At 31.7% G+C, this 17,551-nt stretch carries 21 protein-coding genes; 2 read left to right on the top strand and 19 right to left on the bottom strand.

Going from position 1 to position 17,551, the window contains the following annotated elements; genetic code table 11:
- Nucleotides 1–114: 114 nt before the first annotated feature.
- From IPK06_17565 to IPK06_17500, 14 genes are all read right to left on the bottom strand, one after another.
- Nucleotides 115–1,041, bottom strand: coding sequence for a Ppx/GppA family phosphatase (locus IPK06_17565; GenBank protein ID MBK7981780.1), 927 nt, complete (start codon nt 1,039–1,041; stop codon nt 115–117).
- A gap of 120 nt (nt 1,042–1,161) precedes the next feature.
- A complete protein-coding gene (locus IPK06_17560) occupies nt 1,162–1,383 on the bottom strand; it encodes a hypothetical protein (GenBank protein MBK7981779.1) in 222 nt (73 codons plus the stop codon).
- Nucleotides 1,384–1,385: 2 nt separating this feature from the next.
- Nucleotides 1,386–2,042: a deoxynucleoside kinase gene (locus IPK06_17555; GenBank protein ID MBK7981778.1), complete on the bottom strand. Its 657-nt coding sequence runs from the start codon at nt 2,040–2,042 to the stop codon at nt 1,386–1,388.
- 45 nt (nt 2,043–2,087) lie between these two features.
- On the bottom strand, nt 2,088–2,585 hold the full coding sequence (folK, locus tag IPK06_17550) for a 2-amino-4-hydroxy-6-hydroxymethyldihydropteridine diphosphokinase (protein MBK7981777.1): 498 nt from the start codon (nt 2,583–2,585) through the stop codon (nt 2,088–2,090).
- Entirely contained in the window at nt 2,578–2,946 is a 369-nt protein-coding gene (folB, locus tag IPK06_17545; protein MBK7981776.1) for a dihydroneopterin aldolase, read from the bottom strand. The genes folK and folB overlap by 8 nt, the downstream gene beginning before the upstream one ends.
- A complete protein-coding gene (locus IPK06_17540) occupies nt 2,930–3,853 on the bottom strand; it encodes a DMT family transporter (protein ID MBK7981775.1) in 924 nt (307 codons plus the stop codon). The genes folB and IPK06_17540 overlap by 17 nt, the downstream gene beginning before the upstream one ends.
- The gene (gene pgeF, locus IPK06_17535) at nt 3,853–4,584 is read right to left on the bottom strand and encodes a peptidoglycan editing factor PgeF (protein MBK7981774.1); all 732 of its coding nucleotides are present in this window, start codon (nt 4,582–4,584) and stop codon (nt 3,853–3,855) included. The genes IPK06_17540 and pgeF overlap by 1 nt, the downstream gene beginning before the upstream one ends.
- Nucleotides 4,585–4,800: 216 nt before the next feature.
- A complete protein-coding gene (locus tag IPK06_17530) occupies nt 4,801–5,199 on the bottom strand; it encodes a hypothetical protein (protein ID MBK7981773.1) in 399 nt (132 codons plus the stop codon).
- Between the two features lie 162 nt (nt 5,200–5,361).
- Nucleotides 5,362–6,666: an aminotransferase class I/II-fold pyridoxal phosphate-dependent enzyme gene (locus IPK06_17525; protein MBK7981772.1), complete on the bottom strand. Its 1,305-nt coding sequence runs from the start codon at nt 6,664–6,666 to the stop codon at nt 5,362–5,364.
- An 85-nt stretch (nt 6,667–6,751) separates the two neighbouring features.
- Entirely contained in the window at nt 6,752–7,654 is a 903-nt protein-coding gene (locus tag IPK06_17520; protein MBK7981771.1) for a methionyl-tRNA formyltransferase, read from the bottom strand.
- A gap of 3 nt (nt 7,655–7,657) precedes the next feature.
- Entirely contained in the window at nt 7,658–8,209 is a 552-nt protein-coding gene (gene def / locus IPK06_17515) for a peptide deformylase (protein ID MBK7981770.1), read from the bottom strand.
- A gap of 107 nt (nt 8,210–8,316) precedes the next feature.
- Entirely contained in the window at nt 8,317–8,709 is a 393-nt protein-coding gene (locus IPK06_17510) for an Hsp20/alpha crystallin family protein (GenBank protein MBK7981769.1), read from the bottom strand.
- A 43-nt stretch (nt 8,710–8,752) separates the two neighbouring features.
- Complete coding sequence (dnaK, locus tag IPK06_17505; GenBank protein ID MBK7981768.1) at nt 8,753–10,687, bottom strand: molecular chaperone DnaK; 1,935 nt, start codon at nt 10,685–10,687, stop codon at nt 8,753–8,755.
- A 57-nt stretch (nt 10,688–10,744) separates the two neighbouring features.
- The gene (locus tag IPK06_17500; protein ID MBK7981767.1) at nt 10,745–11,179 is read right to left on the bottom strand and encodes an Hsp20/alpha crystallin family protein; all 435 of its coding nucleotides are present in this window, start codon (nt 11,177–11,179) and stop codon (nt 10,745–10,747) included.
- Nucleotides 11,180–11,401: 222 nt separating this feature from the next.
- Between IPK06_17500 and IPK06_17495 the strand changes: the two genes are divergently transcribed.
- Nucleotides 11,402–12,169, top strand: a complete 768-nt coding sequence (locus tag IPK06_17495) for a biotin--[acetyl-CoA-carboxylase] ligase (GenBank protein ID MBK7981766.1) — start codon at nt 11,402–11,404, stop codon at nt 12,167–12,169.
- Between the two features lie 2 nt (nt 12,170–12,171).
- Nucleotides 12,172–13,317 (top strand): cysteine desulfurase, encoded by a 1,146-nt coding sequence (locus tag IPK06_17490; GenBank protein ID MBK7981765.1) that lies wholly within the window; start codon nt 12,172–12,174, stop codon nt 13,315–13,317.
- 8 nt (nt 13,318–13,325) lie between these two features.
- Here the strand turns inward: IPK06_17490 and IPK06_17485 are convergent, their stop codons facing one another.
- The 5 genes from IPK06_17485 to IPK06_17465 are packed head-to-tail and all read right to left on the bottom strand — an operon-like array spanning nt 13,326 to nt 17,540.
- On the bottom strand, nt 13,326–14,165 hold the full coding sequence (locus IPK06_17485; GenBank protein ID MBK7981764.1) for an acetyl-CoA carboxylase carboxyltransferase subunit beta: 840 nt from the start codon (nt 14,163–14,165) through the stop codon (nt 13,326–13,328).
- A 5-nt stretch (nt 14,166–14,170) separates the two neighbouring features.
- Nucleotides 14,171–14,890 carry a DUF1573 domain-containing protein gene (locus tag IPK06_17480; protein ID MBK7981763.1) on the bottom strand — a complete coding sequence of 240 codons (720 nt, stop codon included), beginning with the start codon at nt 14,888–14,890 and terminating at the stop codon, nt 14,171–14,173.
- Nucleotides 14,887–15,543: a tRNA (adenosine(37)-N6)-threonylcarbamoyltransferase complex dimerization subunit type 1 TsaB gene (gene tsaB, locus IPK06_17475; protein ID MBK7981762.1), complete on the bottom strand. Its 657-nt coding sequence runs from the start codon at nt 15,541–15,543 to the stop codon at nt 14,887–14,889. The genes IPK06_17480 and tsaB overlap by 4 nt, the downstream gene beginning before the upstream one ends.
- Nucleotides 15,543–15,971 (bottom strand): tRNA (adenosine(37)-N6)-threonylcarbamoyltransferase complex ATPase subunit type 1 TsaE, encoded by a 429-nt coding sequence (gene tsaE, locus IPK06_17470; GenBank protein ID MBK7981761.1) that lies wholly within the window; start codon nt 15,969–15,971, stop codon nt 15,543–15,545. The genes tsaB and tsaE overlap by 1 nt, the downstream gene beginning before the upstream one ends.
- The gene (locus tag IPK06_17465; GenBank protein MBK7981760.1) at nt 15,972–17,540 is read right to left on the bottom strand and encodes a bifunctional response regulator/alkaline phosphatase family protein; all 1,569 of its coding nucleotides are present in this window, start codon (nt 17,538–17,540) and stop codon (nt 15,972–15,974) included. It abuts the gene before it with no gap.
- Nucleotides 17,541–17,551: the final 11 nt, after the last annotated feature.

Raw genomic sequence — 17,551 nt, 5'->3', positions numbered from 1 at the left:
CGAATTATTTATAAATAGTAATTACGAAAAATAATATTTTTATGTATAGATTCACAGATTTAAGTTGGATCAATTTTATAATATTAAAATATAATATTATTAATATGAAATGATTTATTTTTTCAACGAATCAAAAATAATCCCTTCACGCATTGCGTATTCAGAAATTATCATTTCCTTAATTTTCAACCGCTCAAATATTTTTGATAGTAATATAATTCCTGCGGGAAATACATCAGCTCTTTTGGGGTCTAATCCAATAATTTTCTCTCGCTCTTTAAAAGTTTTTGCTGCCAATATTTTATTACGAATTTTATAAAGATCATCCCGTGAAAATTTAAGATTATTTAAGTTATCAATGTTGACATTCTTTTCTGATAAAAGCATGCTTCCAACCGATAAAATCGTTCCGGACGTTCCAACATAGTAATCAATTTCTTCGTTGATAATTTTATTTTTCACTTTTTGTAAATTTTCATCAATCCAATTTTCACAATCTAAAATACTCTTATCATTCAATACAAAATCTTGAAAAAATCTTTGCGTTAAACGCACCGCTCCAAGTTTTAAGCTTTCCGAGTAGATAATATTATTATTTTTTCCATAAATGAATTCTGTACTTCCTCCGCCAATATCTATGCATATACATTTTTTATTCCGCAGCTCCAGCGCATTTATAATTCCTGAATAGATTAACCTAGATTCTTCATTCCCGTTTATTACATTAATTTTGATTCCGGTTTTATCAAATATTTTACTTGTAAATTCATTTTGATTTGACGATTCTCTTACTGAACTTGTAGCCGCGGTAATAATTTGGGCATTATGCTGTTCGGCAATTGATTTAAATCTCTTTAAAACAATTACGGCTTTATCTATAAGAGTATCCGAAATAAATTTTGTTTTGTCCGTAAAATTTTCACTAAGTCTAAGTACTTCTCTATCGCGGAATATTATTTCCAGTTTTCCATTTTGCAAAATTTGGGCAATTATTAAATGAAATGAATTCGAACCTATATCAACAGCGGCTATTTTTTTCATTCTTGAAATTTTCAATTAACCATGTAAAAGGATAATACTTAATTTTTTCCTATTCGCAAACAACTCGAATGGAATAAATTCCGCATCGTAAAATCGCAGCTTGAATACAAAATTATAAATTTATTTTTCAGTAGGCCGGTTTTCTTTATCGCTTATATCTTCAAACTCCGCGTCAATTACCTCTTTTTTGTTAATTTTGGATTTTACATTTTCTCTTTCAAAAATGTCTTGTCCCGAATTCCTGTTTGAAGTACTGCGAAATGAATTTACAATTACCTTATAACTTTTATAAAATATGTAGCCAATTATAATATAAAATATGAGTTTAACTAATCCTGCCATTGTTATACTTTTATTTTTGGATTAAAATATTCTATAAAGCCTCTATCTTTTCTGAAAATTTGCTTATAAAGTTCGTCAAAATCATCTTCCCTGTTTACAAAATCTATATCGGTAGTGTTTACAATAAGAAGCGGAGTTGAACTATACTTAAAGAAAAAATTATTATAGGCTTCACTTAATTCTCTAATATATGATCTTGATAAATTTTTCTCAATTGACCTTCCGCGTTTTTTAATATTGTAAATCAATCTATCAACGCTGGCTTGTAGAAAAATCACCAAATCTATTTGTCTTAAATTTCTTTTCAAAAGAGGAAAAATACTTTCATAAAGTTTCAGTTCTTCGCCGGAAAGATTCAGATAAGCAAAAATTTGATCTTTATCGAAAAAATAATCCGAAACGATATATTCAGAAAAAAGATCTTCCTGGTTGAATTGTTCCTGCTGTTTAAATCTATTAATTAAAAAGAACATTTGCGCCTGAAAAGCATATCTCTTTCTGTCGTCATAAAATTTTTCGAGAAAAGGATTATTCTCAAATTCTTCCAAAACTAATTTTGCCGATAATTTTTCGGCTAATTTTTTTGTTAACGCCGTTTTACCGGCGCCAATTACGCCTTCAATTGCTATGTATTTGGGCTGCTCTAAAAAATTTTCCATATTTTAAATATTTATTCCCTGAAATAACTGTAAATTACAAATAACTTATCGAATGTTCTGTTCAAATTTACTAATAATATATTTATCTGCTAAATTTAATAAATATGAATTTAGTTTAATTTTTGATTCAGGATGCTTAAGATTTTTATTCAATTCCAATAACGGAACAAGAACAAAATCTCTGTTTACCAAATCTTTATGAGGAATTGAAATGCTCTTATTCGAATAAACCAAATCGTTATACATTAGAATATCTAAATCAATTTCTCGCGGTCCCCAATTCTGTCTTTTTTTTCTTCCGACTTTCTTTTCAATTTCTTTTGTAAAGTCGAATAATTCGGTAAGTGATAAACTCGTTAAAAAGTAAAGTACGGCATTATAAAAATTATTTTGTTCAGTATTTCCGTAAGGTAAAGTCTCGTAAATTGATGAAATTTTCAGACCATTTATTTTTTCATTTTCGACTAATAATTCAACGGCATTTTTAAAGTTCAATAATCTGTCACCTACATTAGAACCAATTCCAATATATACTTTATTCATTTCTGCTTTTTTCAACTTCCGCTTCCACGTGTTCAATTATTCCGCCAACCGGAACATTATTTTTTCTTACTTTAACTATTACTTTATCCAAAATAGAATAAGTTGATAATAAATTATCTGCAATTTTCGCGGCTAATGTTTCTATTAGATAATATTTTTTTTCATGAATTACTTTGTTTATAAATTTATAAACTTCGTCATAATTTATCGTTTTTGAAAGATCATCATTTGCCGCTGCTTCCGTAAAATTGAAATACATATCAACATCGGCTTCAAATTTTCCGCCGATATGCTGTTCCTCTTTTAAGGCTCCGTGATAAGCATAAAATACAGCATTTTTTATTCTAACTACATTTTGCATACTTAACCTTTTTACTTCGTAATTGATTTCTAAGTTGTTTAAAATTACCAAATAAAATTCCAATTAGTACAAACAATGCTCCAAACAAAACTTGTGCTGAAAGTTTTTCATTAAGAACGAGCCAGCCTAATATTATTGCAATAATTGGAGTTATAAAAGATGAAAGCGCTAAAATTACGGCGTTTATTTGTTTTAAAAGCCAATAATAAATAGTAAAAGCGGCAATTGTTCCAACTATTGACAAATAAATTATTGACAAAACAGCATTAAACGAAAACTCCCAGGATGAAGTTTTTTCAAGTAAAAAACTGAGTGTTACCATACTGATTCCAGCAATAAAAAGAGGTACGGCATTAATTGATAACGGATGTAAATGAGTTCCCCATTTTTTAATGGTTACAGCGGTAGAACCTTGTAATATGGCGCTCAATAAGACGGCTAATAATCCTAATGAATAATTTTCGATATCAACTTGCAAGCTATCCCAAAAAATAATTAGAATTCCGATAAAGCCAAAAATTACGCTGATAAATTTATAGAAATCCGCCGATTCACCTTTTAAGATAAACCATGAAAATACAAATACCGAAAAAGGGTACATACCGAACATAACAGATGTTAAACCGCTGGGAACAAACTGTTCAGCCCAATACACTAACCAAAAAGGGACAGCAAATGAGAAGAATGCCAAGAAAATATATAATTTTATGGAAAGGCTATCTAAATGAAATTCAATTTTTTTGATCTTTACTATTGTAAATATTATAATTGATGCAAGTAAAAACCTTAAACCCGCGGAAATTAGTGGAGTTAAAGATTCCAATCCAAATTTAATTGCCAGCCAGGTAGAGCCCCAAATCAAACAAATGACAACATAACCGAGAACAATTTTTGCCGAATTATTCATTAATTTCTCATTGCAATTATGCCTAATGCTCTTCCGGAATTTTGTTTATCTCTTCTGTAGGATTGAAATATCGGATTTCCATAACTGCAATTTTCGTCAATTTCAATTTGATCTTCAGGAACTCCAAAATTCAGCAGCATATCTTTATTGGCAGTTTTAAGGTCAAGAAGATATTTTTCTTTATTTGGCATTAAATATTTTTTATCAAATTTATTTTCAAATTCTTTTCCAACTTCATAATTTTTTTGCGAAATTGAAGGTCCAAAATAAACAATAAAATCTTTCGGGTTACACGCAAAATCACCAAATAACTTATTGACTGTTTTTTCTAAAATCTTTTTTTCGGTTCCTTCCCATCCGGAATGAACCGCAGCAATAATTTTAACTTTCGGATCGTAAATATAAATATTTGTACAATCTGCAGTTGAAACCGCTAAACCAAACTCAACTTTTTTTGTAATTAAGGCATCACCAGTTAAAGTATTACTGAACTGTTCGATATAGTTTATAATATCGCTATGAGTTTGTTTCTGAACAATTACTTTATCGGTTGATAAATTCATATTCTTAAAGAATTCATTTCTATTTTCTTCAACAATTTCTTCATTCTCTCCAATGGATTTAGAAAGGTTGAATCCAAATTTACCGTTATTTCCATTTCCAATTTTTGTGGAAAATCCAAAAATAATTTCCGGGAAATTTTCAAATATTTTTGATCTGTGTATTATCATTTATCTAATTTTTAAATTAAGATGAAATTTACAAACGAAGTTTTATAATTAAAAGTTGATTGTTTAGATAAAGTTGATTTAGGGCTGTTTTACACAAATCTTGGTACATTCAAACTTTGTTTGAATTACTCTATGACCGCATCTCTTTCTTGCGTGTCTCTCGGTGACTGAGTAGATCACATAGTTGATCGTATCGAAGTCACTGTAAAGCATTTTTTATTTCTTTCTTGAAAGCGAATCAAATAAATTGATGCCGTAATCTGTTAGAATATATTCATTCGATTTATTCAATTGAATTAATATTCCCAAATTTTTTGGTTCATCGAAATTGGTTACATTATCATTTTGTGAAGGCATTAAATAAGGAATAAAATTAACCGAGTATTCGCTTTTAATCTCAGTATTGGGATTTGTAATTGTTGAATCTTTGTATATTTCACGGTAATATTCTATATAGTCGTCATTGCTTTTTAAAAGCAAATATCCATCTTGCAAAACAAAGTAAGTCTTGCCGTTAGATTCTAAAAAACCAAAAACTTTTTGATCTATATTTTTTATCTCTTGTGAAAATAAATTAGCGCAAAAAACGATAAAAGAAAAAATGATAAATTTCAATTTTAACTCAAGATATTTACTTAATTATCGATATAATTTCAGGAAAAATTATGGGAACGAAAAATTCATTCGCATAAATTAATTATTAAATCTAAGTTACGAAGTGTAATTCTAATAAGGAATTTTATCATTAATAATCAAATATATCAATGAAGAATAAGTTTAAATTATTTTTAAAGATTCTTTCAAATCCATTAAAACGTCGTTTACATTTTCAATACCGATTGCTAACCTTACACCGCCGGCGTCAATTCCTCGTTCTTCCAATTTATCAGCGGGAATTACAGAGTGAGTCATGGAAGCCGGGTGCTCGATTAAAGTTCGTGTATGACCCAAGCTTACCGCTAGAGTCATTGTGTAAGCATTTTGAGCGATGTTATCCATTAATTTCTTACCGTTTTCTTTTGTTTCTTTGGGTGTTTTTCCCTTTAGCACAAAATAGATCAAACTGCCTGGAGCAAAATTTCCATAAAAATCTATCATTTGTTTCTTAGCGATTTTGTACTGAGGATGAGATTTTAATCCCGGATATCTTACAAATTCCACCTTTGGATGATTCTCCAAAAATTCAGCAATTTTAATAGAAGATTGAATTTGATGTTTTTGACGTAATGCTAAACTCGGTAATCCGTAAGTTAATATTGCCCATGCGCTTTTTGTATTCAAAACAGCTCCGTAGTCTTTTCTATAAAGCAGCAGCGCGTCTCTATACTTATTTTTTCCAATTACTGCGCCGCCCATATCGGTTCCAAAACCGCCCATACCTTTTGTTAAAGAATGAACGGAAAAATCTGCGCCGCATTCAATTGGTCTTTGACTAAAAGATGTCGCGAAAGTATTATCTACAACAATTGTAATTTTGTCTTGTTCGTTTCTTGTTTTATTAATTTTATCGACAATTTTTCTTAATTCATTAATATCAACAATATCCAGATTCGGATTTGCCGGTGACTCAAAATAAATGACTTTTGTATTTTCATTCAGTACTGAATAAATATTCTTTAGATTAGTAAGATCAATTGGGTTCACTTTAATATTCAGCCTTGGGTACCAATTATTAAATAACGAAATTGTGCATCCATATAATGTTGTGTGAGTAATTATTTCGTCACCGGATTTTGTAAGAATTCCAAGCACACCTGAAATTGCGCCCATACCACTCGAAAATGTTACAGCCATTTCTCCTTTTTCAATATAAGCTAAGTTTTCCTCAAGCATATCTTTATTTGGTTCTCCAAGTCTATCGTATATAAAAATCGGTTCATCATTTCCGTGAGTTTCAGTTTGCGCAAACTGCATAAAACCTTCTGCTCCGCGTTCAACGGAATCTAATCTGAAGGTTGTTGAAGAAGAAATAGGCGCCGTAACGTGATGACTGTAATCCCATTTATTGGAAACGTTTTTTCCATAAATCAAATGTGTATCCATCGAATATTTTAAATCATTATTTTTTTTATTTGCTTTCATGTTTACCTCAATTTTAATGTTTAAAATTAATTAAACTTATTTTGTAAGTCCATTGAAAGAAATTAAAATAAATTTGTGTGTTAATTTAAAGGAGTGAATATCCGCGAAGAAATTCATCGGTTTTCATTCTTTTTCTTCCTTCGGGCTGAATTTCCAATATTTGTATCGAATTTTGAGAAGTGCCAACAATAATTTCATTTTTAGTTTGCTGGATCTCGCCAATTTTTAATTCCGAAATGCTTACTACTTTTGTTGAAAATACTTTATATGATTTATTCTTGAGATAAAAAAAAGCCCCCGGAAATGGAGATAATCCTTTAACTAAATTATGAATTTCATTTGCAGATTTAGTCCAATTTATCTCACATATTTCTTTGGTTATTTTCGGTGCGGGTGTAGCAATTGAATCATCCTGTTTATGTAATATTACTTTATTATGCTGAATAAGATTAACCGTTTTTAAAACTAAATCGGCTCCAATAATTCTCATTCTGTCATGTAATGACTCAAAGTTGTCATTATCTTCAATTTTAACTTTTTCCTTTAGAATTATGTTTCCTGTATCGACTTTATCTTCCAAAAAAAATGTTGTTAAACCGGTTTCAGTATCGCCGTTTATCAATGCCCATTGTATCGGCGCGGCTCCTCTGTACTTAGGAAGAAGCGAGCCGTGTAAATTGAATGAACCGTACTTCGGAATTGTGAAAATATTTCTTGGCAAAATTCTAAACGCGACAATCACAAACAAATCTGGGTTTAATTCTTTTAATTGAAACTCAAGTTCATTGTCTTTCAATTTATCCGGAGTAAAGATCTTTATGCTATTTTCGGCGGCAAATTGTTTGATTGGAGTCGGCGATAAATTTTGACCTCTGCCTCTTGGTTTATCAGGAGCCGTAACTACCGCTAAAATTTCATGACCATTTTTAAAAAGAATATCTAATGATGGAATCGCAAAATCCGGTGTTCCGAAAAATATAATTTTCATTAACTAAGCTTCATTTTCTGTTATTGGGTAATCGCAATCTATTTCTCTGTTTTGAATTTTCTTTAAGAGACTTAACATTTTCGTTCTCTTGCTTTCCGCGACTCTGTCAGGAATCATTTTTCCAATAAGATGATCATATTCATGAAGGATTACACGGGCGAAAAATTCTGAGGCTTCAGTTTCAACTTCTTCTCCAGAAGTGTTTAAATATTTAACTTTTATATCTCGTGCTCTCTCAACATCATCTCTTAATGTAGGCAGACTTAAACATCCTTCTTCCAAAATAATTTTTTCATCCGATTGTAAAATAATTTGCGGATTTATCATTGCGACGGGTTTTATATCATTATAATCTTCAACTTCGGACACATCAACAACAAAAATTTGTTTATCCAAACCGACTTGGTTAGCGGCTAAACCAACGCCGTTTGCGTTACGCATTGTTTCGAACATTTTTCTAACAATCAATAAAATATCATCATTTATTTCTTTAACGGGTTTTACGACTTTTCTTAAAATTTTATCACCGTATTGAGTGATTGGGTATACAATCATGAATATCTCTCTCTAATATTTTATTATGCAAAAATAATTAAGTTTGTCAGAAGATAAAAGTTTACTAAATAAAAAAACCTCAGATCGCTCTGAGGTTTTAATGAAATTTAGTTTATTTCAATTGTGCGGGGTTTAACTCTTTCCAATTTTGGAAGATTAATTTGCAGTCTTCCATTCTCTAGAGTCGCGACTATTTTTTCTTCATTAATACTATCGGAAAGTTTGAATTTTCTATAATAGTTGCTTGGATCAATTTCCTTCAGCAAATATTTTTTATTCAAAACATCAGAGAAATTGATTCTTCCCATAATTACTAAATCGCCGTCCTCTACCTTTATCTTTACATCTTCTTTACTTACTCCCGGCATATTCGCAACTATGAAATAATCATCGTTAGTTTCATAAATATCTATTAAAGGCGCAACCCACGATTCTTTTTCAAGAGCTTCTTCCCAGCTTCTTTTTTCTTCAACATTTGTTAATAAATTTGTTTCTTCCATTTTAATACTCCTTTACTTTCATTTTTTATTTCTATAAAAGTTTCTATTTATCGTCATCAACAACTTCATAAGAAGCATCTTCAACATTTTTACTGTCATCCTTTGGCGCATCAGAATTTGTTTGCGACTGCTGCTGAGCATTCGGATCAAAACCTTGTCCGGGTTGACCTTGAGCGCCCGGCTGCTGATATAAGTTTTGCGCGGCTTCGCTCCAAACTTTACTCAATTTATCCGATGCGGATTTTATTGTATCAGAATTATTTGTTTTAATTGCTTCTTCAACATTTACAATTTCAGATTCCAGTTTAGATTTTACATCTGCCGGTAATTTATCTTTAAGTTCTTCAATTTGTTTCTTCGTTTGAAAAACTAAATTATCAGCGGTGTTTTTTATATCAACACCCTCTTTTTTCTTTTTATCTTCGGCAGCATGTTCTTTAGCCTGATTTTTCATTTTATCAATTTCATCTTTTGATAAACCGCTTGAAGATGTAATTCTGATGCTTTGCTCCTTTCCTGTCGCTTTATCTTTTGCTGATACATGCATAATTCCGTTAGCGTCAATGTCAAAAGCTACTTCAATCTGCGGAATTCCTCTTGGTGACGGCGGTAAACCTTCTAAGTGAAATCTGCCTAAAGTTCTATTATCAGCCGCCATTGATCTTTCACCTTGAAGAATATGTATTTCTACGCTTGGCTGATTATCCGCGGCAGTTGAAAATACTTCACTTTTCTTCGTTGGAATAGTGGTATTTGATTCAATTAATTTTGTCATTACGCCGCCCAATGTTTCAATTCCAAGTGAAAGCGGAGTAACATCAAGCAAAAGAACATCTTTAACATCTCCGGCTAAAACTCCACCTTGAATTGCCGCTCCGACAGCAACAACTTCATCCGGATTTACACCTTTATGAGGTTCTTTTCCGAATATCTTTCTAACTAAATCTTGAACTTTAGGAACTCTTGTTGATCCGCCTACTAATATAACTTCATCTATCTGCGAAGGTGAAACTCCCGCGTCTTTAATAGCCTGTTCACAAGGTCCTGCTGATCTTTCAATAAGATCATCAATTAATTGTTCAAACTTCGCGCGCGAAATTGTTATGTTAAGGTGCTTTGGTCCATCTTGCGTTGCAGTAATAAAAGGCAGATTAACGTCAGTTTGAGTCGTTGACGATAATTCAATTTTAGCTTTTTCAGCGCCTTCTTTCAATCTCTGCAAAGCCATTGGATCTTTTCTAAGATCAATACCTTCCTGTTTTTGAAATTCACTCGCTAAAAAGTCAATTAATCTTTGATCAAAATCATCACCGCCTAAATGTGTATCGCCGTTTGTAGATTTAACTTCAAAAACTCCGTCGCCTAATTGTAATATTGAAATATCAAAAGTACCGCCACCAAGATCATAAACTGCTACCAATTCTTCCTTGTTCTTCTTATCCAAACCGTACGCTAACGCGGCGGCTGTTGGTTCATTAATAATTCTTCTTACGGTTAAACCCGCAATTTCACCGGCATCTTTTGTAGCTTGTCGTTGAGCGTCATTAAAATATGCTGGAACAGTAATAACCGCTTCGTTTACTTCTTGACCTAAATAATCTTCAGCAGTTTTTTTCATTTTCTGAAGAACCATCGCGCTAATTTCCGGTGGTGAATATAATCTGTCATCAATTTTAATTCTTGCCGAACCGTTATCGCCGGCTACAACTTTATATGGTACTTCTTTAATTTCAATTCCAACTTCATCAAATCTTCTTCCCATAAATCTTTTTACGGAAAAGATAGTATTATTTGGATTAGTTACGGCTTGCCTTTTTGCCGGCTGTCCGACTAATCTTTCTCCGCTTTTGGTAAAACCTATAACAGATGGAGTTGTTCTTCCACCCTCAGAATTTGGTATAACAACCGGATCATTTCCTTCCATCACCGCAACGCACGAGTTAGTAGTTCCAAGATCAATTCCTATTATTTTACCCATTTCATTTCTCCTTAGTTTAAAATTAAGCGACTCAAATGAGCCGCTTTTGTATTTTATTTAGTTAAGCTCTATTATTCTTTCTTTTGCCGTTTTTGGCTCAAGCTTATTTAATTTAATTTCCAACATTCCATTTTCAAATTTCGCTTCAACTTTATCAGAATCAACCTCAACCGGAAAAGTAAAACTTCTTTTGAATTTTCCGTAGGATCTTTCCTCACGATAATAATTTTTTTCTTTTTCTTCCGCTACTTTTTTCTTTTCACCTTCAATTGTTAAAATGTTATCTTGCAATGTTATTTTTAAATTTTCTTTTTTAACACCCGGAATTTCGGCATCGATAATTATATTTTTTTCATTTTCTGAAATATCTATTCTTGGTGAAAAATTATCTTTTTCTACTGCAGAAAAACCTGGGAATTCATCAAAGAATCTTTGAAAACGGTTTGCTAAATGATCAAAATCTCTCATTGGTTCAAATCTTAAAAGTGTCATGTTATTTTCTCCTTTTTAATTTTTGAATATATTTGTCCTTTAGTAAACATAAAATGTGCCAAGAAATATTGTTTGACTTAACTTATTGTAATTAAACCATTTACGGCATTTTTATATTAAAAGTAAATTTTGCCATTTTGACACCAAAAAGTAATTTTGGCATTTTTATTTTGTTTTTGTCTTATTGCGTGTCAATTTGTCGTATAACTTTGGAGGTAATAAATGTTTAACATTGAAGATTTTGATTTAAAGTTAGATACAAACTTTATTGGACGAAACTTCATTTATGTTGAAGAAATTGACTCAACAAATTCTTATTTAATGTCGGAAAGTGAAAATCTGCCGAATGGAACGGTTTTGCTCAGCGAATTTCAAATTGACGGAAAAGGAAGATTAAATAGAAAATGGTATAGTATAAAAGGAAATAATCTTACTTTTTCAATATTGTTTAACAAGAAGATTGAAAAATTAAATATTAACCATGTCAATTTGGCTGCCTCACTTGCCGTTGCTCAATCAATTGAAAATTTATTTCAGCTGAAAACAGAATTAAAATGGCCCAACGACATTTTGGTTAAGAATAAAAAACTTAGCGGAATATTACTTGAATCCAGCTATAAAAATTCCAAACTTGAAAAGTTTGTAATTGGTATTGGAATTAATGTAAATCAAACAAAATTTGAGGGCGAGTATAAAGTTCGACCGACATCAGTAAAGTATGAAGCAAAAAAAGAAATTGCACGCGAAAGATTATTGAATGAAATTTTAAACAATTTAGAAAACAATATCAACGAATTAAACACAAACGCTAAAAGCATTTTGGATGAATGGCGCGATAAATGCAGAATGATCGGCGAACATATAACAATTGATTCCAATAATAATTTGTTGCACGGAATATTTTATGATATTGACGCAAACGGATTCATGATACTTAAAATTGGCGATAAGCTTGAGAAAATTACAAACGGGGATATTTCTTTAAAATAATTATGAACGTTTATTTTGATAATGCCGCGACCACAAAACTGCATCAGCAAGTTTTAGAAAAAATGCTTCCGTATTTAAAAGAAGATTATGGAAACGCATCGGCGATTCATTCTTTTGGAAGAAAAGCCCGAGTCGCAGTAGAAGATTCACGAGAAATTATAGCAGATCTTATAAATGCGGAACCGAGTGAAATATACTTTACAAGCGGCGGAACCGAATCTAATAATTTTATTATAAATGGGATCGCAAAAACTGAATACATAGAGAGCGGTAAAAATAAAATTATTACTTCCACTGTTGAGCATCATTCCGTTTTGCATACATTTGATAAATTGGCAAATGAAGGATTTGAATCAAAGTTAGTGCCGGTAGATGAAAAATTTAAACCTTTGGAAAATAAAATTAAAAACGAGATTGATGAAAAAACTTCGTTAGTCTCAATAATACATGTAAATAACGAAACTGGAAGCATTTTCGATTTCGACATACTTCCAAATAAAGATTATTATATTCATACAGACGCCGTTCAAAGTTTTGGAAAAATTAATATTGACGTAAAAAAAATACATATTCACGCGCTTTCCGCTTCCGCTCATAAAATAAACGGACCAAAAGGAATTGGATTGGCTTATATAAAAAGCGGCACTCCTATGGAGTCATTTATACTTGGCGGCGGACAAGAACGAAATCGAAGAGCCGGAACGGAAAATGTAGCAAGTATTGTCGGATTTGCCGAAGCTGTAAAAATTGCGAAACAAGAACTTGATAACAATTATGAAAAAGTGAGCAAATTAAAAAAATACTTTACACAACAGCTGCATAAATATTTTGCAGATAAAGTTTTAATAAACAGTTATGAAAATTTTTCTCCGTATATTTTAAGTATAACATTTGATCCACAATATTTCAAAAATGATTCCGAAGCGATTTTAATGAATTTGGATATAAACAGAATTGCTGCGTCCTCAGGTTCCGCGTGTACTTCAGGAACTTTAAAACCATCGCATGTTATTTTGGCAAGCGGCAAATCAATTGATTACGCTAAAGGGACTTTAAGATTTTCTTTTTCGGCAAATAATTCTTTTGAAGAAATAGATTTTGCAATTTCCAAATTGAAAAAAATTGCAGAATTAAATAAAAATCGTTAAAAACTTTTTTAACTCATATAACCAATCAGCTTAGTTAATTTTTCTTTTAAGTCTTTTCTATGAACTATTGAATCGACAAATCCGTTTTCAAGCAAAAATTCAGATCGCTGAAATCCTTTCGGTAAATCTTTTCCAATTGTTTGTTTTATAACTCGTGGTCCGGCAAATCCAATCAATGCTTTTGGTTCGGCAATTATTACATCACCAAGCATCGCGTAACTCGCTGTTGTTCCGCCCGTTGTAGGATCGGCTAAAATTGAAATATAAGGCAACCCGGCATCAGCCAATCTAGCTAAACGACTGCTTGTTTTTGCCATTTGCATAAGCGATAAAGCGCCTTCCATCATTCTCGCTCCGCCGCTTTGGGAAATTATGATCATCGGGATTTTATTTTCATAAGCTTTATCTATCGCTCTGGCAATTTTTTCTCCAACAACAGAACCCATGCTACCGCCAATAAATTTAAAATCCATACACGCAAAACTTACTTTTTGTCCGTTTATTGTACCAATTCCTGTTCTTACGGCGTCATTTAATCCGGTTTTCTTAATCGTTTCAGAAATTCTATCCTTATATGATTTAGTATCCTCAAATTTTAACGGGTCAGCCGATTTCATCTTTTTATCTAGCTCTTTAAATGAACCGCTGTCAAAAATAATAGAAATATAATCAGTACTGTTTATTCTAAAGTGGTGGTCGCACTTAAAGCAAACCCAAGCGTTCATTTCCAATTGTCTCGCGTAAATAATTTCTCCGCACTTTTCACATTTTATCCATTGTCCGTCCGGTACGTCAAGTTTTTTACTTTCCGGAGAAATATTTTGTTTTGATCTTTTAAACCACGCCATTTAAATTATTCCTTTTCGATATTAGCAATTAGTGTTACTACGCGCGACGGAAACTGAGGATCATTAGAAATTAAAGTAACAGTTCGTACAATTGGTCCCTTTAAATCTTTTGTATTGAAATCAATATTCAAATTTGATTTTTCGTTCGGCTTAAGCGATCTGTCTTTCATAAAAGTTGCCGTACATCCGCAAGATGATTTTATTTCACTTATTTCCAACACGCTTTTTCCGATATTGGAAATTTCAACTGTAGTTTTAAGAATTTGTCCCTCTTTAACGTTTCCAAAATTTTGAGAGTATTTTGAAAGTTTTATTTCCGGATCTCCGTTGGAAATCCCAACATTCGATGATATTATGTTTGCCTTAAATGATAATCTATATTGTGGATTTTCGGAATCGTTACTGAATATATAAACATACTTTTGCTGTTGTCCCATTCTTCTGCTTGTATCAAAAGAAACATTAATTGAAGTTGTATCATTCGGCTTAATTTCATTTCTAGAAGGTTTTGCCGCGGTACAGCCGCATGAAGCCTTCACTTTTGAAATTTGTAAAACTTGTCCGCCTGTATTGGAAATAACAAAATTATGCTTAAGTACTATCCCTTCTTTTACATCGCCAAAATCAAATTCCGGACTAAGAGCGGAAATCTTCGGACCGGTGATTTGCGCAAATAGTGAAAAGTTAAAAACTAAAAATGTTAAAAAATAATTTATTTTTTTCATTGTAATCTCTTTATCTTAAATTCCTTTAAATAATTTGGCTCAAGAAAATCATAGTCAAAAGTTAATAAATCTTCGCCAAAAAAATAAGCCCATTTTCCAATATTGACGGCTCTAGGCGAAGTAACGTTTTTTACGGTTTTTATATTTTTTACACTTCCGAAAATTAAAGATTCATAACATATATATTTGTCCAGCTCTTTTTTATTTATTAAGCTTAACGGTATTTTTTCCTCAATTTTGTTTTCAAGCAATTTATACTTAGCAAAGTAACATTCTTCAATATTAGCGTTGTTAATGATAAAAAATTCTTCGTTTAATTTTATATATTCGGAAATTTCAAATGCCAATGCCGAAAATGTAGGAACAGGAATTATAGCCAAATTCGCCGCAAAAGCTATGGCTTTAGCAGAGGTTAAACCTATTCTTAATCCGGTAAAAGAACCCGGTCCAATAGAAACGGCAACGGCGGATAAATCATTTGCCGAAATTTTATTTGCCTTAAATAATTCATCAATTACGGGAATCAATCTTTCAGAGTGCACGTGTTTAAGTGAAATAATTCTTTCATCAAAATTGTTTTCGCTAAATAAAATTGCGGCTCCGCACAATTCATTTGAAGTTTCAATGGCAAGTATTATTTTATTTTTTTCCATTAATTAATTTTGATCACTTCAATATTTCGTTCTTCTTTATCATTAAATTGAATTGTAATTTTAATATATTCCTTGGGTAAAATTTGGGGAAACAGCTCAGCCCATTCAATGAAAATAACCGCTTCGGAATTATTTAAATATTCTTCAATACCAATATCATACAATTCTTCAATTTTTTTAATTCTGTAAAAATCAAAATGAAATATCGTAAATTTAGAATAATATTCGTTTACAATAGCAAAAGTAGGACTTACAACATTTTCAATGCCATAATTTAAACAAATAGATTTAACAAAGGTAGTTTTTCCGCTGCCTAAGTTTCCCTCAAGAACTATGATATCGCCTTTCTTAATTATTTGAGAAATTTCGGATGAAAACTTATCCAATTCCGACAGAGAATTAATTTTTCTTTGGCGCAAAATCTCCAATTACTTTTTGCTCTCCATGGTAATAACGGGAAGAATCATTTCTTCCATTGAAATTCCTCCGTGCTGAAATGTATCTTTATAATAATTTAGGTACTTGTGGTAATCAGTGGGATAAATGAAATAAAAATCTTCTTTCGCGATTATGTAGCTTCCGGTAACTCCTCTTTTAGGAAGTTTGAACTTGTGAGGATTATTTATTTGAAACGCGAATTTGGAATCAACGTTAAGATTTCTGCCGAATTTAAATCTTAAATTCTTTGACGTTTCTTTATCCGCCATAACTTTGGCGGCTCTTCTTGTAATTATGCTTCCGTGATCAGTTGTTATAATAACTTTCGCTTTATTCATCAGCGCTATATTTCTAAATGTTCCGAACAATGACGAATGCTGAAACCAGCTATTTGTAAGCGATCTGAATGCCGCTTCATTCGGCGCAATTTCCTTTATCAATTCGGAATCCGATCTTCCGTGTACTAGCATATCCAAAAAATTAACTACAACCGCCATAAAATGAGTTCGTTTGTGCGAAACAATATTTTGTTCAAATGATCTGCCGACATCGGGATCAATAATTTTCATATATTTTAATTCATTATCAAGCTTCACTCTTTTTCTATCGAGCAGAAATTGAAGAAGATCTTTTTCATATTTATTCTGACTTCGCTCATCGTCGTTTCCCTGCCAAAGATCGGGATAATAATTTTCAATTTCGGAGGGATACAATCCGCTGAACAAAGCATTTCTTGAATATGGAGTTGCCGTTGGTAAAATTGAGTAGTAATAATCTTTTGAAATTGTAAAATAATCCAAAAGATGTTTTTCCATCAATAGCCATTGATCTAAACGAAGGCAATCCAGCACAAAAAAGAAAACGGGACCTTCGGCGCTTGACAAATGCGGGATCACAAATTTTTCAACAATATCCGTTGTTAAAACCGGAACATCATTATTATTTTTATTATTAACCCAATACTCATAATTCTTTTCAACAAATTTAGAGAATTCCTGATTGCATTCTTTTTTTTGTTCCAATAAAGTCTGCTGCAAACCTACTTCTCTATGGCTGTCGATTTCAAGATCCCAATTAACCATTTTTGTGTTGATGTCAATCCAATCGTTTGAATTTAAATTATCTGTCAATCTAACAGAGATTTTATTAAAATCCTCCAAATAATCTTTAGTTACATATTCGCCGGAAATTTTTTTGCCGTCCAATATTTTTTTACAAACCATTAATATTTGCGAAGGAACTACAGATTTTATGAGATAATCGGTTATCTTGCTTCCTATTGCGTCATTCATCAAAGATTCTTCTTCGCTCTTTGTAACCATTACAACAGGTATATTCGGATTCATTTCTTTAATTATTGAAAGAGTTTCTAAGCCTCCCATACCCGGCATCATTTCATCTAAAAAAATTAAATCATATTCGGATTCTTTCAATTCAGCAATCGCGTCTTTTCCGTTAGTAAACGTTGTTACATCATATCCTTTTTCCTTTAAAAATATAATATGAGAGCGAAGCATCTCGATCTCATCATCGATCCAAAGTATTTTATAGTTTTTCATAATAATTCTTT

The organism is Ignavibacteriota bacterium, from assembly GCA_016713565.1.
Lineage (GTDB): Bacteria > Bacteroidota > Ignavibacteria > Ignavibacteriales > Melioribacteraceae.
The sequence above is the reverse complement of the archived record's forward strand: the minus strand, read 5'-3'. Positions and strand labels throughout refer to the sequence as shown.